This window comes from Bacillus sp. SD088 (genome assembly GCF_017355205.1).
Classification (GTDB): domain Bacteria; phylum Bacillota; class Bacilli; order Bacillales; family Bacillaceae_C; genus Lederbergia.
The window spans coordinates 78,077-95,249 of the sequence record NZ_JADIJK010000010.1 but is presented as its reverse complement, the minus strand read 5'-3'; the positions used below and the strand labels follow the sequence as shown (position 1 = coordinate 95,249).

Genomic DNA, 17,173 nt, shown 5'->3' with positions numbered 1-17,173 from the left:
AAACTATGGATGAATCGAAATTCAAGCCATATCCGTCGCGATATGGCTTTTTGAGCTATGTGATGGAGGTCAGGACGTCACGCCACGACTGTTTATCCATACGGCGGCTTGCATTTTTCATAAAAAGGAGGCTATTTTTTATGGCAGGAAGAGATGAAGAAACATTACAGGATTTATCGTTATTAGGGAATCAAAAAACAAAGTATCTAGACCAATACTCACCAGAAGTATTAGAACCGATCGATAATTTACATTCAGGAAGAGATTATTTTGTCAAGTTTAACTGTCCAGAATTTACATCACTATGCCCGAAAACAGGACAACCCGACTTTGCAACGATTTATATTAGTTACATTCCTGATAAGAAAATTGTCGAAAGTAAATCGCTGAAACTCTATTTATTTAGTTTTCGTAATCATGGTGATTTTCACGAGGATTGTGTTAATACGATTATGGATGATTTAATCAAAGTATTAGCACCACGCTATGTGGAAGTATGGGGGAAATTTACTCCACGTGGTGGATTATCCATTGATCCATATTGTAACTTTGGTAAACCAGGGACAAAATATGAACAAATGGCCGAGCACCGTCTAATGAATCATGATATGTACCCTGAAAAAGTGGATAATCGTTAGGGGGGGCACGATGCTTTTATATTTGAATGGCGCCTATGTTGGATTATTGATCTTATCCAATATTTTGGCGGTGAAATTATTTAGTCTCGGTAGTTGGGCTGTTCTGCCTGCTGCTGTGATTATTTATGTTTTTACCTATCCAATCACAGACACGATTACAGAAGTTTACGGAAAGGAAGCGGCACGAAAAACGGTTATGGCTGGACTCTTTACACAAATTGCCGCTGTGGTTTTTATCTATATTACAATAAAATTACCGGCGGCTCCCTATTATGAGCATCAACCCGAGTTTGCGACGATTTTCTCCGCAAGTTTTCGTGTGACCATTGCGAGTTTGCTATCCTTTTTAGTCAGTCAAAATTTGGATGTTACAATTTTCCATCGTTTAAAGCAACGGCATGGCAATGGGAAGTTATGGATCCGCAATAACGTTTCCACAATGGTGGGGCAACTAGTGGATACGATCATTTTCGTAACGATTGCCTTTTTTGGTACCATGCCGTTTCTAGCTCTGCTTGGCCTAATCGCGACCCAATATGTCTTTAAGTTTTTAGTCGCGATCCTTGATACACCGTTTGTATATTTAGGTGTTAAGGTGTGTAGAGGGATTGAACGAAGAAGCCAACATAAAACTGAACCCCATCTTATTCAAGAGTAACACAAAAAGACCGGAGACCGGGACATAACTAAATGTTAAGCATCAAAGCCGAACAATATTGCCTTGGCGAAGTATATTTCCGGAGCGAGTATATATACCATACTAGTTTGTTTTTTCTTTGGTGAAAACACTTTTGTCCCTGTCTCATGATAACGAATCTATGTAGCTCCATGTCTCTTATCTATACATAAAACGTTTATTTCTTCATCTCATCAGAGGGGGAGCTCTAGAAAAGGAAAATTTTTTTGAAAAAAAGATTAAATTTTGAAACCAATTTATTTACTCACTCGTATAACTTAGTACACAATAGATAGATAGGTGGTGTATTCGTAAGTTAACATCTAAAAGCAATATGAAAAGAGTGATGACGATGACAGTATTTGGTTATCCGATTGAAACGATTTATCTTATTTTGCTTGTTGCTTCTGGAGTCTTAACGCTCTTATATTTGTTTTTTGGCGATATCTTTGATGGAGCCGATGAGGTCATTCCCTTTTTAAATCCTGTTCTGATCTTAGCGTTTATTACCTTTTTTTCAGCAGGAGGGTTTATTCTTGAAAAAACGACCTCATTAAATTCTTATATTATTATCGTGATTTCTGCTTTTATATCGCTGTTACTGGATGTACTTCTCAATGTGTTTGTGTTAGTCCCTATGAAATCAGCCGAACAATCATTAAGCTACACGGAAAAGTCTCTGGAAGGCCGAGTTGGAAAAATCATCGTCTCGATTCCGACTGAAGGCTTTGGAGAAGTAGTGATTGAAAGCTATAGTGGGATGATCTCTAAGCCTGCAGCAAGCTATGAAAGTACCAACATAGCAGAAGGAGCGGAAGTGTTAGTAATTGAAGTGAAAAATGGTGTATTATATGTAGTCCCTTATCAACCAAGCTTTAAATAAAAGGAGGAAAATGCATGCCAGCAGATCTAAATATAGGAATTTGGGTTGTTATAGCAATTGTGGTATTTATTTTAATTGCCCTGCTTGGAATCTTTATTACAAAATATCGTACTGCAGGACCAGATGAAGCGCTAATCGTGACTGGAAGTTATTTAGGTGGAAAAAATGTACACACAGATGAATCAGGAAATAAAATAAAAATTATCCGTGGTGGGGGTACATTCGTATTACCTGTGTTCCAACAAGCAGAACCATTAAGTTTACTATCTAGTAAGCTAGAGGTAACGACCCCCGAAGTATACACTGAACAAGGTGTTCCGGTTATGGCCGATGGAACAGCAATTATTAAAATTGGTGGATCGATTGGTGAGATTGCGACAGCAGCAGAACAATTTCTTGGCAAATCAAAAGAAGATCGAGAAAATGAAGCCAAAGAAGTATTGGAAGGGCATCTGCGCTCTATTCTTGGCTCCATGACAGTTGAAGAAATTTACAAAAATCGTGATAAGTTTTCTCAAGAAGTACAACGAGTAGCTTCTCAAGATCTAGCGAAAATGGGACTTGTGATCGTATCGTTTACTATTAAAGAAGTTCGTGATAAAAATGGCTATCTCGAATCTTTAGGGAAACCGCGGATTGCGCAAGTGAAACGTGATGCAGATATCGCAACAGCGGAAGCCGATAAAGAAACACGAATTAAACGTGCGGAAGCAACAAAAGATGCAAAACGTTCAGAGTTAGAGCGGGCAACTGAAATCGCCGAAGCTGAGAAAGTAAATCAGATGAAAATGGCGGAATATCGTCGTGATCAAGATAAAGCACGAGCAAGTGCGGACCAAGCATATGATCTTGAAACGGCTCGTTCCAAACAAGAAGTAACCGAACAAGAAATGCAGATTAAAATTATTGAACGTCAAAAGCAAATTGAATTGGAAGAAAAAGAAATTCTACGTCGTGAGCGTCAATACGATTCCGAGGTTAAAAAGAAAGCTGATGCGGATCGCTATGCGGTTGAACAGGCTGCTAATGCTGAAAAATTGAAGCAAATGACCGAAGCGGATGCCCATCAATATCGTGTTGAAGCGACTGCCAAGGCAGATGCTGAACGTGTGCGCTTAGATGGTCAAGCGAAAGCAGATGCTCAAAGAGCTCAAGGGGAATCTGAAGCAGAGGTTATTCGCCTTAAAGGGGTTGCTGAAGCGGAAGCTAAACGCAAAGTGGCTGAAGCTTTCGATCAATTTGGTCAGGCAGCCATTCTCGATATGGTCTTAAAGATGCTTCCTGAATATGCTAAAGAAGTATCGGCACCACTTAGCAATATTGATAAGATCACTGTTGTGGATACTGGTTCCAATGGCGAAAACAGCGGTGCCAATAAGGTGACAGGCTATGCGACAAATCTTATGTCAACGATGCAAGAATCCTTAAAAGCATCCGCAGGGATTGATGTAAAAGAACTATTAACAAACCTGTCTGGTAAAGGGAATGTTCGTGAGAGTATCGATGGACTAACCCAAGAAATGCGTGAAAGCAATCAAAGTGATGAAAATCAAGATGTCAATAACGAAGAAGAAAAATAAAACTCTTGGGAGGATGTCCTCCCAAGAGTTTTTTTGACTAGATCAGAATTGGGAATTTCACTCTTATGCTAGTATAGTAATCTAGGTCTATTATTTTCGAGCAGGTGTTAATTTATGGATGAATTTTAGGGCCTGTCCGGTACCAATGGCCACAGACTCCAATGGATGTGGAGCAAGATGGACAGGGACGATAATTTCTTTCCCAAGCCACTCTTGAATCCCATTTAATAAGGCTCCTCCACCAGTTAAAATAATTCCTCTTTCGACAATATCCCCACTTAATTCCGCGGGAGATTCTTCTAATGTTGCACGTATCGCCTCTAAAATATTTAACAACGATTCTTTTAAAGCTGCTTGAATTTCGTAGGAACTAAGATTGACTGTTTTTGGAAGGCCAGTGACTAAATCTCTTCCGCGGATATCCATGTTTTTTTCCTCATGTTCAACCAACGCATAGCCAATTTCCATTTTGATTGTTTCTGCTGAAAATTCACCGATTAATAAATTGTACTTTTTCCGAATATGCTGGATGATACTCTCATCAAATAGATCTCCACCAACGCGAATCGTATGGCAAGTCACAACACCCCCGTAAGAAATAATCGCTACTTCGGTTGTGCCACCACCTATATCAACAATGACATTCGCAATCGGCTCCTCTACGGGAAGACCTGCACCAATCGCTGCTGCTACTGGTTCTTCAATTAAATGGACATTTTTGGCACCACAAGATCGAACTGCATCTTGAATCGCTCTCCGTTCAACAGAGGTGGCTCCTGACGGAGTACAAACAACGACATCCGGTTTTCTTAATGAAAAACCAAGTGATCTTCCAGCCTTTTTAATAATGGCTTTTAACAATTGACTTGTAATATCAAAATCAGCAATCACTCCATCTTGTAATGGTCTGACAGCTACAATATTTCCTGGCGTTTTTCCAATCATACTTTTTGCTTCTGTTCCAACCGCTAATACTTGTTTGGTTTGTGTATTGATGGCTACAACAGAAGGTTCATTTAAAACAATCCCTTTATCTTTTGTATAAACAAGGACATTCGCTGTCCCAAGATCAATTCCAATTTCTGCATTCCCAAACATACTCATTCATCCTTTATCCATTAAATTTGTATATGCTTTTTCAGTTGTTTATAAAGGTTCACCAAATATAGTATAAAGAATAATTTCCCGAAAAACAGGTGGGAGAAATTGGAAGAATTTGTTATGTTACAAAGGAAGAAGAAAGAAACCTAGAGAATTCAAGCAAAAGAAGAGAAATGCTGGTTTCCTTGTTAAGAAAATTTAACGCGTCTGTAAAAATGTTACAAAAAAGGAAGCTCTTTAATAACAAAGCTTCCTTCTTTAGTCGGGCCCCTTATTAACGAAGTGGTAGAAACTCCCACTTGTTGAAGTTTTATTTTATATGAAATTGTTCGAGAAAAAGGTGACTAAATCTTTACTCTCTTGCTTTCTGGACTTCCGATGAGCTGCCCTACGACTTGCCGTTTGATGAAGCCATTTTTCTTCGTCTGTTTCTGGATAAACTTCGGGAGTTGCGGTAGGTTTTCCATCTGCTCCTAAGGCGACAAAGGTTAGAAATGACAGAGCGGCAACCGATTTTTCCCCGGTAAGTAATTGTTCCGCAATCACCTTTACAAATACCTCCATTGAGCTATAACCCGTCCATGTGACAATCGCTTCTAAGGTCACAGAATCACCAATTTTAATCGGTTTAATAAAGTCAACTGAATCCGTTGAAGCCGTCACAACAGGCCTTCTCGCTAACTTAATTGCTGCGATAGAAGCGACATCATCGATATAAGACATTAATTTGCCGCCAAATAAAGTTCCAAGATGATTGGCGTCAGGTGGGAAGACATGGCTCGTTTTAATGGTCAATGTTTCTTTCATCGGCTTTTTCTTAGCTTGTTCCATTTGTTTTTACAACTCCCATTCTGAAAGCTTCTCAGAAGCCAGTTATCATTAAAATGCCCATTCCCCATTGCGGAATACAGGTTCAACTTTCCCATCTGTTGTAATGCCATCTATATCCATTTCAGCAGAGCCTACCATAAAGTCGACATGTGTAATACTGGAATTTAGGCCGTTTTCAGCTAATTCTTCTTGGGACATTTCTTTCCCACCCTCGATACAAAAGGCATACGCACTCCCAATAGCTAAATGGTTGGAGGCATTTTCATCAAATAGAGTATTGTAGAATAAGATGTTCGCTTGAGAAATGGGAGAACTGTGTGGGACAAGGGCTACTTCTCCAAGATAGTGAGAACATTCATCGGTTTCGACTAATTGTTTTAAAATATCTGCGCCTTCTTTTGCTTTTGTCTCGACAATCCGTCCATTTTCAAAAGTGACAGTAAACTCATCAATAATATTTCCGGCAAAGCTTAGCGGTTTTGTACTAGAAATATAACCGTTCACACCTTCTTTTTGTGGGACTGTAAAGACTTCTTCTGTCGGCATATTGGCCATAAATTCGTGCCCGCTTTGATTCAAGCTGCCAGCACCAGCCCAAAGATGTCTTTCAGGCAATTCAATCGTTAAGTCTGTTCCAGGTGCTTTATAATGTAGTTTTTTATAGTGCTTCTGATTTAAATAGTCGACTTTTTCATGCAATGTTTCATCATGCTTTTTCCATACCACAACAGGATCTTCTGTATCTACTCGTGTCGCTTTAAAAATCGCTTCCCAAAGCAGTTTAACCTGCTCATCTGAAGCAGCATCAGGGAAGACTTTTGCTGCCCAATCTTTGGAAGGAGCGGCGATTACAGTCCAACTGACTTTATCTGATTGAATATATTGGCGGTACTTCTCCATTGCTTTCCCAGCAGCCTTTTGGAAATTGGCAATTCTTGAGGAATCGACCCCTTTTAAAAGATCAGGGCTAGAGGAGACAACGGACATAAAAGCGGCCCCTTTTTCTGCAAGTTCTTCAACCTCTTTAGCCCGCCACATTGGATATTCTTGGAAAGCTTCGTCAGGAGCTAAATCATATTTCAATCTGGAAATTGTATCATCATTCCAGTTTACAATTACGTTTTTCGCACCTGCTTCATAAGCCTTTTTAACAACAAGACGAATAAATTCTGCCGTCTCAATTGCTGCATTGATTACAAGTGTTTGTCCTTTTTGAACATTCACTCCTACCTGGACAGCTAATGCTGCGTATTTCTCTAGGTTTTCTTGAAAATTTGGCATAACTATTCTCCTTTATAATATGTAGTCTATCTCTATTATACTTTAGCAATGAAAGAAAATATATCCAACTCATGCTAGAAGCTCACATTAGGATTTGAGCGCTAAAATACCTGCACTCGAAAGAAAAACATCAAACTGGTCACATAAAAACCTCAAAGCGATCACATAGAACGACCCATAGAACCCTAAATGAAGAGAAAACAACAAAATTAGTCACATAGGATTTATGATGGGGCTCTTTTATTAAGATTTGGGCTGATTGATTCCAAGCAGGGTACGGTAGCGATCCGGTTGCACAACAATATCTGCTAAAGTATATTCATCCAACACTTGCAAATATGCCAGTAAGGCTTTGTTTAGTGCGTGTTTCAAACCACAGATCGGCGAGATTGCACAAGAATGATTGCCTTTTTCAAAACAAGGAACTAATTTAAAATCGTCTTCTGTTTTTCGAACAAGTGCGCCGATATTAATGTCTTCGGGAGGAAGAGCTAATTTAATCCCGCCTCCACGTCCTCGAATGGTTGTGATGATCCCTAGCTTTCCAAGTTCATGAATGACTTTCATTAAATGGTTTTTTGATATATCGTAAGCCTCTGCAATTTCAGAGATTGTAGAAAGTTGATCTTGTTCTTTGGCCGTTATATAAATTAACACGCGTAAGGCATAGTCTGTATAATTTGTTAATCTCATAATCATCACCTATCACGTATTATACAGGGATTCAGCTTCTAGGTAAAAGCGAGAGGGTCCCTTTGTTCATTCTTGAACATTTCAAGACGGTTTTGTGACAGTATTTTAAACATGTATTTAAAATATTGCTTTTAAAAATAGATTATTATACAGTAAAGATATATTTAAAATACATGTTAAGAGGGGTATTCAAATGACACTTTCACAAAAAACGATCGATATTGTTAAATCAACGGCTCCTGTATTGGAAAACCAAGGAGTGAACATTACCTCTGTATTCTATAAAAACATGTTCACCCATCATCCAGAACTATTAAATATATTTAATCATGCGAACCAATCTCAAGGTCGTCAACAGACAGCATTGGCTAATATGGTCTATGCAGCTGCAAAGAATATTGATCAACTTGAAATGATTCTACCCGCCGTTCAACAGGTTGCTTTTAAGCATAGAAGCTTGGGAGTAAAACCTGAACATTATCCAATTGTCGGGAAACATCTATTAATAGCGATTAAAGAAGTGCTTGACGAAGCAGCTACAGATGAAGTGATCGAGGCATGGGGAGAAGCCTATGGTGTTATTGCACAAGCTTTCATTGGATTAGAGGAAGATTTATATGAAGAAGCTGAAAAACAATCAGGAGGCTGGAAGGATTTTAAGTTCTTCAAGGTAATCGATAAAGTCCAAGAGAGTGAAGTGATTACATCCTTTTATCTTCAGCCAGTTGATGGAAAACCTGTCCCAACCTATAAACCAGGGCAATACATTACAGTTCGAGTTCAAATTCCCGGAGAGACCTACACGCTCAATCGCCAATACAGTCTTTCAAGCGCCCCAAGTAAAGAATATTTCAGAATTTCCGTTAAAAAGGAAAAGGACTTTGAGCCTAATGGAAAGGTATCGAATTATCTCCATGATCATGTTGTAGTCGGAGATCAAGTTGAAGTCAGTGCACCAGCTGGTGATTTTCATTTAGTGGAAGAAGAAACAGCACCCATTGCACTCATAAGTGGAGGAGTTGGCCTTACGCCAATGATGAGCATGCTTGATACTTTAGTACAAGACAATACAGCCCGAACGGTCACCTTTATTCACTCAGCGAGAACTGAAGAAGTTCATGCATTTGCCAAAGAAGCCGCAAATCTTGTCGAACAATTGAATAATGGTGCTTATTATTATGGGTATGAAAAACCGATCGCTCAAAATGGAGATCATCATTTCACGGGTTATATAACGGAAGAATTTTTGCAAGATAAAATAGCCGAGAATACGGTTTGTTACGTGTGTGGGCCAGTTCCATTTTTAAAAAATGTCGTCAACATGCTTGCACATTTAGGAATACCTAAAGAAAATATCCGTTTTGAATTCTTTGGCCCTGCGATGCAAATTACGAAAGAAACAACGCCCGCTTAAAAATATGCAGAGGCTGTCCAATAAGTCTTCAACAACGAAAAAAGAAAGTAGAAATGAATGAATTTTCCTCCTTCTTTGTTTGTGAATGAACACTAAGAAAATCGTCAAAAACGGTGACACGCCTGCAGGAATAGCATCAGCTGAAGACCCCGGAGAGAAGTGAGGAGGCTGAAGCGATGCCTGCGGCAAGGGAGCCTTTTTGGCGATTTTAGATCTTTAAGAACGCTCCTTTTTGAGTGTTGCTACTTTTGAAAAATCGCCATAATCTGTCCTTCGTTTCGCTGGGATGAAAGGGTATACTTAGAGTAAAGAATTGATAGGGAGGCGTGGAAAATGGATCGTTTTGAACGAATGACAGAGGAAAAAATTCGTAAGGCTTATGAAGAAGGAGCATTTGACCATTTACCTGGGGCTGGCAAACCATTGCCACCTGATTCATTGCAAGGGATTCCAGATGATCTGAAAATGGCCTATCGAATGATGAAAAACGCTGGCTTTTCCCCTGATGAAATGAATGTTAAGAAAGAGATCATGTCAATAGAGGATTTAATTCGTCATTCCGAAGATAAGATGGAAAAAGATGAGTTGAAAAAGGAGCTAAATCAGAAGTTAGCGGAGTACAATCGCCTTATGTCGAAAAAGCGGATGAAAACCAATTCAAGTGTGTTCAGAAAATATCAAGATCAAATAGAAGATAAATTTTTAAGATAATCCATAGACATAAAATGGAAAAAAGATTCAATAATGTAAAATGTTGTCGATATATACAGTAAGACATTTATGAAAGTTTAGGGTGAAACAGATGGATAAGACAACACTTATTGGATTGATAATGGGAATTCTCGCTGTTGGAGTTGGGATGGTTATGAAAGGTGTTAGCCTAGCAGCCCTGCTCAATCCAGCAGCCATTTTAATTATCATTGTAGGCACGGCGGCAAGTGTGGTGATCGCATTTCCTACTTCCGAAATTAAACGAGTGCCAAAATTATTAGCGGTTATTTTTAAGGAAAAGAAAGACTACCAACCAAAGGATGTCATTATGGAATTCTCTGAACTTGCTCAATTAGCAAGAAAAGAAGGACTCCTAGCGTTGGAAGCGAAGCTTGATGATGTTAAGGATCCCTTTATGAGAAGTGGATTAAATTTAGCTGTGGACGGACAAAATGCGGATTACATAAGAGATGTCTTGAACGAAGAAATTGATGCAATGGAAGAAAGACATCAATCAGGTGCGCAAATTTTCTCTCAAGCTGGTACATATGCCCCGACTCTAGGCGTACTTGGAGCGGTGATTGGATTGATTGCCGCATTAGGGAATATGGACAATACGGAGGAATTGGGAAGAGCGATTTCAGCCGCATTTATTGCGACGATGCTGGGGATTTTCACAGGCTATGTGCTGTGGCACCCATTTGCAAACAAGTTAAAAAGAAAATCTCAAGAAGAAATTCGTTTAAAGGGTATGATGGTTGAGGGAATTTTATCGATTCTTGAGGGAGAAGCTCCGCGTATTATTGAACAAAAATTGTCCTCTTATCTTCCTGCTTCTGAACGGCAAGAAATATTAGAGGAAAGCGGTGAGATGCAAAATGTCTAGACATAGACGGAAAAAAAGGGAAGAAGAGCAAGAGGTAAATGAATCTTGGCTTTTACCGTATTCCGATTTAATGACATTGCTTTTGGCACTCTTTATCGTTTTGTTCTCGACAAGTAGTGTGGATGCACAGAAATTCCAGCAAATGTCCCAAGTATTCAATGGCATTTTTCTTGGTGGGACGGGACCAATTGACTATCAAAACCCAGTTGAAAATGATGACCATAGTAAAGATGGTGCTGATGCAGGAGCGGCATCCGAACAGGAAATAGAGCAACAAAAGCAAGAGACCATTCTCGATTTAGAGGAGCAAAAAGAATTAGAACAAATTCAAGCAAGAATCAATTCATACATTAAAGAAAATGAGTTTAATAATAAGTTTGCTACCTCGTTAACAGGGGAAGGTTTGTTACTGACAATTCGAGATAATGTTTTGTTTGAGTCTGGAAAGGCTGAAGTGCGAGAGAAAGATAAAACGACTGCAAGAGAGTTGGCAAAGTTCTTAGAAATGGATCCACCACGTAATATAATTATTAGTGGTCATACGGACAATATTCCCATTCGGAATGCGAACTTCGAATCGAATTGGGAGCTAAGCGTGATGCGGGCAATTAATTTTATGAAGATTCTCTTGGAGGATAAAGAGCTTGATCCTAGATGGTTTAGTGCTAAAGGCTTTGGCGAATATCAACCAGTGGGCGATAATGATACGGATGTCGGGAGAGCCCAAAATAGACGAGTTGAAGTACTTATTCTGCCTAGAACGAAATCAGAGGAATGAAGATAATATAAAAAGCATCGTGTGACGGTTATTAAATTCAACCCATACGATGCTTTTTCTTATTTTAAAAGAATGTGACTAAAATGCTGGGCAAATTGTTTAGCAGAGACAAGATCTGTATCCTCAGGAAATAGGTCAATAAGGAAATTTGGAAGAATCACATTAGCTCCTAATTCGGATAATTTCTCTGAAAAGAGTGTGAGCGCTGCTCCAAAGGTGTTCGTATAATAGGAATCGCCAGACCCAAAAACAGCGGCTACTTTATCAGTTAAATTTTCACCATCGAGTTCCTCATAAAAATCCATAAATTCATCTGGAACTACCCCGCCATCCCAAGTATAGGTTCCGATCAAAATACCGTCATATGCTTGTAATTCAGCAGGGATGGCATCAAATGAATCTTTAACCGTGAAATCAATTTCATTATTCTTTTTTAACTCCTCGACGATCACCTCAGCGATTGCTTCGGTGCTCCCTGTTGAGCTAGTATATATCAATATAACCTTTTTCATAAACTTCACTCTTTCTAAGAAAATAAAACGCAAATCAAAAGATGAGTCGAGAAATGATGTTTGTATTCCTCTCTATTTATTTTAGCAGATCTGTGCCTTTTAAATCATGACAAACAGGTGAAAAAGAAGGATACGTTTGAATCTAGTTGATTCGGGAATGATACAAGTGAAGATATCCTTTCTGAAGGAGTTGATAGAAATGGGAAAGAAAATAGCAACAGTGATAACGAATATGTTTGAGGACTCGGAATATACAAAGCCGGCTGACGCTTTTAAAGAAGCTGGACATGAAGTGATAACAATTGAAAAGGAAGCAGGTAAAACAGTAGACGGTAAAAACAAACAAGCAAAAGTAACAATCGATAAAGGAATTGACGAAGTAAACCCAGACGACTTTGATGCTTTATTTATACCTGGAGGCTTTTCACCTGATCAGCTAAGAGCAGATGAGCGCTTTGTTACATTTGCGAAAGCCTTTATGGATGATAAAAAGCCTGTTTTTGCGATCTGCCATGGACCACAGCTATTAATTACAGCGAAATCGCTTGATGGTCGTGGCGCAACAGGGTATGTGTCAATCAAGGTGGATCTTGAGAATGCCGGTGTTCACTTTCAGGATAAAGAGGTTGTGGTTTGTTCAGACCAACTCGTAACAAGCCGTACGCCAGACGATATTCCTGCGTTTGTCCGTGAATCACTGAAATTACTGTAAGCTTGACGATGATAGAAAGATGCGAGGCCTTTTTTGGCTCTTGCATCTTTTTTTCTGCTTACTGGGGATTCGTGAGAGACTCGCAGGCGGCGATGGCTAGGCTGCACGTCCCAGCAGAGGAAATCAAGGATGGATTTGATCGCAAGCGTTATTGTATATTAAATAGGCTGTTTTTTGGCAAAAACAAGTTATGAATTTCAACCGGACATGTGAAAAATCTAAATCTTATGATAGGATCGACTGGAATTTCGTGGTATGATGAAAAAAAAGAACGGACTCTGCTTATGAATGAATTATTATTATTTGTATTTGCCTACTTATTAGGGAATGTCTTAACAGGACAAATTATCGCGAAATTCTTTTACGGAAAAAAACTTCATATAGAGGGAAGCGGGAACGTTGGAGCGAGAAATGCTGGCAGGGTTTTTGGGAAAACTGCTTTTGTGTTGACTTTTCTTGGAGATGCAGGAAAAGGGGGAATCGTGATACTCGTGAGTCGCTATTTTGACTTTTCCCCTAGTGTTCAGCTTGCGGCCTTATTGTTTGTTGTGGGAGGTCATGTTTTTCCGATTCTATTCCGTTTCAATGGAGGGAAAGGAGCGTCCACCTTTATTGGCGGATTTCTAACCTTTCATCCGCTCTTATTCATTTTGTTTATTTGTGTATTTCTTGGCTTTTATTTTTGGCTGAAAAGCTTTACAATGGCAGGTATGGTGGCAGTTGGATCGTATCCGGTCGTCATGCTATTGGTTCCATATCCAATAGCAGAAGTCGCATGGAGTGCTTGTATCTCTGTACTTGTGTTATTTGCCCACCGGCATACGATAAAAGAACATCTGCAAAAAAAGAGATAGATAGAGGAAAAATTTTGGTAGAAGGGGACAATCGTTAATGAGCCTGTTCTTTAAAATAGCTGATCATCCAGCAGAATTTGTACAAATAGAAAAATTAAATTATCAAACATTTGTGGAAGAAATTCCACAACATGGGGAAAATGCTACACAGCAATTGCGTGATCGATTCCACAATGAAAACACTTATATCATTGCTTTAAAAAAGGATCAAGTGATTGGGATGATTTGTGTAAGACATAAGCGTCCTTTTTCACTAGATCAAAAAATAGGAGAGGTGGAAGAACATCTTCCAGTCCAGGCTGAGAATCTTTGTGAAATCAGGCTTCTAGCCGTAGATCCCGACCATCGAAATGGAAGGGTGTTCGTTGGATTAACGCAGTCGCTTATTCGTTATTGTTTGAAAATGGGTTATGATGCGGCCATTATTTCTGGGACCACTAGACAACAGAAACTATATAAGCATTTAGGCTTTCAACCTTTCGCTCATTTAATTGGGGATGCAAAGGCAGCTTTTCAGCCAATGTATTTAACAAAAGCTATTTTTGAAGCATCAGATATTGGGAAAATTTTAAAAGAACCGGTCAATTTCATGCCCGGGCCTGCTACGATTGCGGATGAAGTACAGACGGCATTCACAAGCAGCCCATATTCACACCGCTCAAAAGAATTTGATCACATGCTTACTCATGTCCAAAAACAGCTGACCACATTGACAAATGCCAACTTTGTCCAGGTGTTGCATGGGACAGGAACGTTAGCAAATGATGTGGTTGCAGGACAGTTGTCTTTGTTGAATGGAAAAGGTTTGATTTTAATCAATGGGGAATTTGGTAAAAGACTTATGGACCATGCGAAGCGTTGGCAATTAGGCTTTGATCATTATCAAGTAGAATGGGGAGAACCATTTCCGTTTGACCCGGTGTCCCAACTCGTTCATGAGAACCAATACGAATGGGTATGGGCCGTACACTGTGAAACATCTACAGGAGTATTAAACAATCTTGAGCGTTTAAAGGAAATCAGCCAGAAGCATAACGTAAAGCTTTGTTTGGATTGCGTTAGTTCGTTGGGGGCTGTTCCACTCAATTTAGAGGGAGTCACTTTTGCTTCAGGAGTAAGTGGGAAAACTTTAGGAAGTTATACAGGATTATCATTTGTATTTCATCAAGAAGAAGTTGAGTCAAGCCCTTGTCTGCCGCGTTATTTGGATCTAGGTTCCTATGTGGCAGCAAACGGGGTTCCTTATACACAATCATCAAATCTCGTTGAGGCTCTAGCACAAGCCTTGAAAAAATATGAGCAGCCAGACGAGGTATATGATCGAATAAAGTATCGGTATGAGAAAATTAGAAAAGCAATTGAAGAAATGGGTGGGAGCGTATTAGCTCCTTGGGAACATGCTGCCCCTCTGATTATGACGATTGCATTCTCGGAAGAAAAGCAAGCGAGAACGATCGGAGACAATCTCTTTTTGAACGGCTACCTGCTTCATTATGAAAGTAGCTATTTACAAAAGAAGAACTGGCTCCAAATTTCCTGTATGAATCAGGTATCTGAAAAAGATATGAACAGGCTTCTTACTATTTTTTCAAGATACAAGGACCATTACGCATCTGAAGTAAGCAACTAATGATAGAGGCTGGTACAAAGTGTTTTTCACCAAAGAAAAAAACGAACTAGTATTGTGCGTATCCGTGCTCTGGTAATATACTTCGCTAATCGTAATGCATTGTTCGTCTTAGAAGCTTAGCATTTTAGTTAAACTCCAGCCTCTTCATTAAAAAAAGAAGCCTTTGTTTCTGGTTTTAGGAAATTGTAAAGTTCTTGGTTTGTGGGGAACTAGCTTATGTGGCGGCCGACATCCAGCTCCAGCGTCTAGCCCCGAGAAGCTCACAGGATGTGAGTTCATCGTACAAGATGACTAGTGCAGACTAAGCGACAGGACGTCGCGAGCTTGGCCGATGTTCTGCATAATAACCTGATCCAAAGAAAGGCAAAGGACGCCTTTCTTTGGACCAAAATATTTGCTTGTCGCCGATATGCGGGCGGCTTACGCTTTTCTTGTCGTTTAGGAAATTATAAAATTGCAGCTTGTGGATAAGTTATAACTTTGAGTTTTGTCGTCTAGCTCCAGCGCCCATCGACTAGCAAACTTTAAGCTTCTGTTTGCGTAAGTCAACATCGGCTCATTCTTCGCCGTGTATCCTTTATCTCGTCAGAAGCTTAAAAAGTTTGTACGTCGCTAAACGGGCGCTTGCGCTTTTGTTCTTATTTCCGTAGCCTGCCCAATTCTTCTGCTAGTGCTTGCATTTCTCCTGGACTAAAATTGTTTTTTCTCAAAACCATTTCATAAATGTCTCTCAATTCTTCAAATGTTGCCATGCCCATATCTGTATATTGGATGGCACTGGCATTAACCATTTTAATTTTTGTTGCAATTTGATTGACCATATATTCAATGTTTTCTGGTGTGTTTTGTGATAAATCCATTCGATTTCATCCCTTCCCCGATGTACCATCGTTCATATTTTTTCACTTCTTTTAAAAATTGTCAAATATCAGAAATCCTATTTAGGGACTAAAATGCACTATTACAAAGTAATAAGGAGGAAAAGGATGTTTCGTTTGTCTTGAAAAAGGTAAAATAACAGCAATGGATAGAATGGAGGTGAATGGAATGCGGCGGAGAAAAATTAAAATGCGCAAAGATTCCCAAAGATTTATAAAATTTATCAAACGATTAATAGTGAAAATTATGGATAATGATGTAACTGGGATGGCTGCACAACTGGCATACTTCTTTTTGTTATCTTTATTCCCTTTATTAATTTTTGTGGCAACCCTTTTGCCTTATACACCATTGAGTCAGGATGATCTGTTCAATATGATCAAAGGCTTTGCACCCGAAGAGACGTTTAATATGATTCGTAGTACGCTGAATGAAGTGATGGATAATCGAAGTGGCGGGCTTTTATCGATCGGGATTATTGGGACGATTTGGTCTGCCTCCAATGGAATGAATGGACTTATGCGTTCTTTAAATCGTGCTTATAATGTGGAAGAGGGAAGACCGTTTATTTTAGCTAGAGGTTTGGCCGTTATATTGACATTGGCAATGATTTTTGTATTTTTGCTTGCGTTATTGGTCCCCGTTTTTGGCAAACAATTAGGAGTGTTTGTGTTTTCTAGCCTCGGCTTTTCGAACGAATTTTTAAAGATTTGGGGCATTATTCGTTGGACCTTAACTCCGATTATTTTATTCCTTGTCTTTTTCATTATTTATTTACTCGCACCAAGTACAAAGGTGAAATTCAAGACAGCAGCACCAGGGGCGCTATTCGCTAGCGTTGGGTGGATTATTGTTTCCTTCGGTTTTTCCTACTATGTATCTGAATTTGGAAACTACACCTCTACATATGGAAGCCTAGGAGCGATTATTGTTATGATGTTATGGTTCTATCTTTCCGCAATCATTATTATGGTTGGAGGAGAACTGAACTCTTTAATAGCAGATGATGATCACTAAGCACAAGCCTTCATCGCAATAGAGAAGCTTTTCAGCATCGTGAGCTGAAATAAACGGATAGATATGGACATAATAAGAGAACAAAATTATTTCATTG

At 39.2% G+C, this 17,173-nt stretch carries 18 protein-coding genes; 12 read left to right on the top strand and 6 right to left on the bottom strand.

Annotation, left to right across the window (positions count from 1 at the left end; all coding sequences use genetic code 11):
• Positions 1 to 140 precede the first annotated feature (140 nt).
• From queF to IPU53_RS10625, 4 genes are all read left to right on the top strand, one after another.
• Positions 141 to 638, top strand: coding sequence for a preQ(1) synthase (queF, locus tag IPU53_RS10640; protein WP_207450564.1), 498 nt, complete (start codon positions 141 to 143; stop codon positions 636 to 638).
• A gap of 10 nt (positions 639 to 648) precedes the next feature.
• Positions 649 to 1,296 (top strand): queuosine precursor transporter, encoded by a 648-nt coding sequence (locus IPU53_RS10635; protein ID WP_207450562.1) that lies wholly within the window; start codon positions 649 to 651, stop codon positions 1,294 to 1,296.
• Positions 1,297 to 1,666: 370 nt separating this feature from the next.
• Positions 1,667 to 2,197: an NfeD family protein gene (locus tag IPU53_RS10630; protein WP_207450561.1), complete on the top strand. Its 531-nt coding sequence runs from the start codon at positions 1,667 to 1,669 to the stop codon at positions 2,195 to 2,197.
• A 14-nt stretch (positions 2,198 to 2,211) separates the two neighbouring features.
• Entirely contained in the window at positions 2,212 to 3,777 is a 1,566-nt protein-coding gene (locus IPU53_RS10625) for a flotillin family protein (RefSeq protein WP_207450560.1), read from the top strand.
• Positions 3,778 to 3,867: 90 nt separating this feature from the next.
• On the opposite strand, the gene mreBH is transcribed toward IPU53_RS10625, so the two are convergent.
• The 4 genes from mreBH to IPU53_RS10605 form a co-directional block, all read right to left on the bottom strand.
• The gene (gene mreBH / locus IPU53_RS10620; RefSeq protein WP_207450559.1) at positions 3,868 to 4,875 is read right to left on the bottom strand and encodes a rod-share determining protein MreBH; all 1,008 of its coding nucleotides are present in this window, start codon (positions 4,873 to 4,875) and stop codon (positions 3,868 to 3,870) included.
• A gap of 318 nt (positions 4,876 to 5,193) precedes the next feature.
• On the bottom strand, positions 5,194 to 5,709 hold the full coding sequence (locus IPU53_RS10615; protein ID WP_207450558.1) for an acyl-CoA thioesterase: 516 nt from the start codon (positions 5,707 to 5,709) through the stop codon (positions 5,194 to 5,196).
• A 48-nt stretch (positions 5,710 to 5,757) separates the two neighbouring features.
• On the bottom strand, positions 5,758 to 6,990 hold the full coding sequence (locus IPU53_RS10610; RefSeq protein ID WP_207450557.1) for an aminopeptidase: 1,233 nt from the start codon (positions 6,988 to 6,990) through the stop codon (positions 5,758 to 5,760).
• Positions 6,991 to 7,233: 243 nt separating this feature from the next.
• The gene (locus IPU53_RS10605; protein WP_207450556.1) at positions 7,234 to 7,683 is read right to left on the bottom strand and encodes an RrF2 family transcriptional regulator; all 450 of its coding nucleotides are present in this window, start codon (positions 7,681 to 7,683) and stop codon (positions 7,234 to 7,236) included.
• 193 nt (positions 7,684 to 7,876) lie between these two features.
• Between IPU53_RS10605 and hmpA the strand changes: the two genes are divergently transcribed.
• The 4 genes from hmpA (at position 7,877) to motB (ending at position 11,472) form a co-directional block, all read left to right on the top strand.
• Positions 7,877 to 9,097: an NO-inducible flavohemoprotein gene (gene hmpA, locus IPU53_RS10600; protein ID WP_207450555.1), complete on the top strand. Its 1,221-nt coding sequence runs from the start codon at positions 7,877 to 7,879 to the stop codon at positions 9,095 to 9,097.
• Positions 9,098 to 9,430: 333 nt separating this feature from the next.
• Positions 9,431 to 9,808, top strand: a complete 378-nt coding sequence (locus IPU53_RS10595) for a J-domain-containing protein (protein ID WP_207450553.1) — start codon at positions 9,431 to 9,433, stop codon at positions 9,806 to 9,808.
• Positions 9,809 to 9,899: 91 nt separating this feature from the next.
• Positions 9,900 to 10,694 carry a flagellar motor stator protein MotA gene (gene motA, locus IPU53_RS10590; RefSeq protein WP_207450552.1) on the top strand — a complete coding sequence of 265 codons (795 nt, stop codon included), beginning with the start codon at positions 9,900 to 9,902 and terminating at the stop codon, positions 10,692 to 10,694.
• Entirely contained in the window at positions 10,687 to 11,472 is a 786-nt protein-coding gene (motB, locus tag IPU53_RS10585) for a flagellar motor protein MotB (RefSeq protein WP_207450551.1), read from the top strand. Before motA ends, motB begins: the two co-directional genes overlap by 8 nt.
• Positions 11,473 to 11,531: 59 nt before the next feature.
• On the opposite strand, the gene IPU53_RS10580 is transcribed toward motB, so the two are convergent.
• The gene (locus IPU53_RS10580) at positions 11,532 to 11,984 is read right to left on the bottom strand and encodes a flavodoxin domain-containing protein (RefSeq protein WP_207450550.1); all 453 of its coding nucleotides are present in this window, start codon (positions 11,982 to 11,984) and stop codon (positions 11,532 to 11,534) included.
• 199 nt (positions 11,985 to 12,183) lie between these two features.
• On the opposite strand from IPU53_RS10580, the gene IPU53_RS10575 reads away from it, so the two are divergent.
• The 3 genes from IPU53_RS10575 to IPU53_RS10565 all read left to right on the top strand — a co-directional run bounded on the left by IPU53_RS10575 (position 12,184) and on the right by IPU53_RS10565 (position 15,180).
• Complete coding sequence (locus IPU53_RS10575) at positions 12,184 to 12,696, top strand: type 1 glutamine amidotransferase domain-containing protein (RefSeq protein ID WP_207450549.1); 513 nt, start codon at positions 12,184 to 12,186, stop codon at positions 12,694 to 12,696.
• A 284-nt stretch (positions 12,697 to 12,980) separates the two neighbouring features.
• Entirely contained in the window at positions 12,981 to 13,550 is a 570-nt protein-coding gene (locus IPU53_RS10570; RefSeq protein ID WP_207450548.1) for a glycerol-3-phosphate acyltransferase, read from the top strand.
• Between the two features lie 37 nt (positions 13,551 to 13,587).
• Positions 13,588 to 15,180 carry a GNAT family N-acetyltransferase gene (locus IPU53_RS10565; RefSeq protein WP_207450547.1) on the top strand — a complete coding sequence of 531 codons (1,593 nt, stop codon included), beginning with the start codon at positions 13,588 to 13,590 and terminating at the stop codon, positions 15,178 to 15,180.
• A gap of 638 nt (positions 15,181 to 15,818) precedes the next feature.
• Here IPU53_RS10565 and IPU53_RS10560 read toward each other — a convergent pair.
• Positions 15,819 to 16,040, bottom strand: a complete 222-nt coding sequence (locus IPU53_RS10560; RefSeq protein ID WP_207450545.1) for a DUF1128 domain-containing protein — start codon at positions 16,038 to 16,040, stop codon at positions 15,819 to 15,821.
• 187 nt (positions 16,041 to 16,227) lie between these two features.
• On the opposite strand from IPU53_RS10560, the gene IPU53_RS10555 reads away from it, so the two are divergent.
• Positions 16,228 to 17,076, top strand: a complete 849-nt coding sequence (locus IPU53_RS10555; RefSeq protein ID WP_207450544.1) for a YihY/virulence factor BrkB family protein — start codon at positions 16,228 to 16,230, stop codon at positions 17,074 to 17,076.
• The last annotated feature ends 97 nt before the right edge of the window (positions 17,077 to 17,173 follow it).

What these genes read in the sequence shown, in the direction of transcription:
- queF (WP_207450564.1), top strand. Translation starts at nt 141, where the DNA reads ATGGCAGGAAGAGATGAAGAAACATTACAGGATTTATCGTTATTAGGG.
- IPU53_RS10635 (WP_207450562.1), top strand. Translation starts at nt 649, where the DNA reads ATGCTTTTATATTTGAATGGCGCCTATGTTGGATTATTGATCTTATCC.
- IPU53_RS10630 (WP_207450561.1), top strand. Translation starts at nt 1,667, where the DNA reads ATGACAGTATTTGGTTATCCGATTGAAACGATTTATCTTATTTTGCTT.
- IPU53_RS10625 (WP_207450560.1), top strand. Translation starts at nt 2,212, where the DNA reads ATGCCAGCAGATCTAAATATAGGAATTTGGGTTGTTATAGCAATTGTG.
- mreBH (WP_207450559.1), bottom strand. Translation starts at nt 4,875, where the DNA reads ATGTTTGGGAATGCAGAAATTGGAATTGATCTTGGGACAGCGAATGTC.
- IPU53_RS10615 (WP_207450558.1), bottom strand. Translation starts at nt 5,709, where the DNA reads ATGGAACAAGCTAAGAAAAAGCCGATGAAAGAAACATTGACCATTAAA.
- IPU53_RS10610 (WP_207450557.1), bottom strand. Translation starts at nt 6,990, where the DNA reads ATGCCAAATTTTCAAGAAAACCTAGAGAAATACGCAGCATTAGCTGTC.
- IPU53_RS10605 (WP_207450556.1), bottom strand. Translation starts at nt 7,683, where the DNA reads ATGAGATTAACAAATTATACAGACTATGCCTTACGCGTGTTAATTTAT.
- hmpA (WP_207450555.1), top strand. Translation starts at nt 7,877, where the DNA reads ATGACACTTTCACAAAAAACGATCGATATTGTTAAATCAACGGCTCCT.
- IPU53_RS10595 (WP_207450553.1), top strand. Translation starts at nt 9,431, where the DNA reads ATGGATCGTTTTGAACGAATGACAGAGGAAAAAATTCGTAAGGCTTAT.
- motA (WP_207450552.1), top strand. Translation starts at nt 9,900, where the DNA reads ATGGATAAGACAACACTTATTGGATTGATAATGGGAATTCTCGCTGTT.
- motB (WP_207450551.1), top strand. Translation starts at nt 10,687, where the DNA reads ATGTCTAGACATAGACGGAAAAAAAGGGAAGAAGAGCAAGAGGTAAAT.
- IPU53_RS10580 (WP_207450550.1), bottom strand. Translation starts at nt 11,984, where the DNA reads ATGAAAAAGGTTATATTGATATATACTAGCTCAACAGGGAGCACCGAA.
- IPU53_RS10575 (WP_207450549.1), top strand. Translation starts at nt 12,184, where the DNA reads ATGGGAAAGAAAATAGCAACAGTGATAACGAATATGTTTGAGGACTCG.
- IPU53_RS10570 (WP_207450548.1), top strand. Translation starts at nt 12,981, where the DNA reads ATGAATGAATTATTATTATTTGTATTTGCCTACTTATTAGGGAATGTC.
- IPU53_RS10565 (WP_207450547.1), top strand. Translation starts at nt 13,588, where the DNA reads ATGAGCCTGTTCTTTAAAATAGCTGATCATCCAGCAGAATTTGTACAA.
- IPU53_RS10560 (WP_207450545.1), bottom strand. Translation starts at nt 16,040, where the DNA reads ATGGATTTATCACAAAACACACCAGAAAACATTGAATATATGGTCAAT.
- IPU53_RS10555 (WP_207450544.1), top strand. Translation starts at nt 16,228, where the DNA reads ATGCGGCGGAGAAAAATTAAAATGCGCAAAGATTCCCAAAGATTTATA.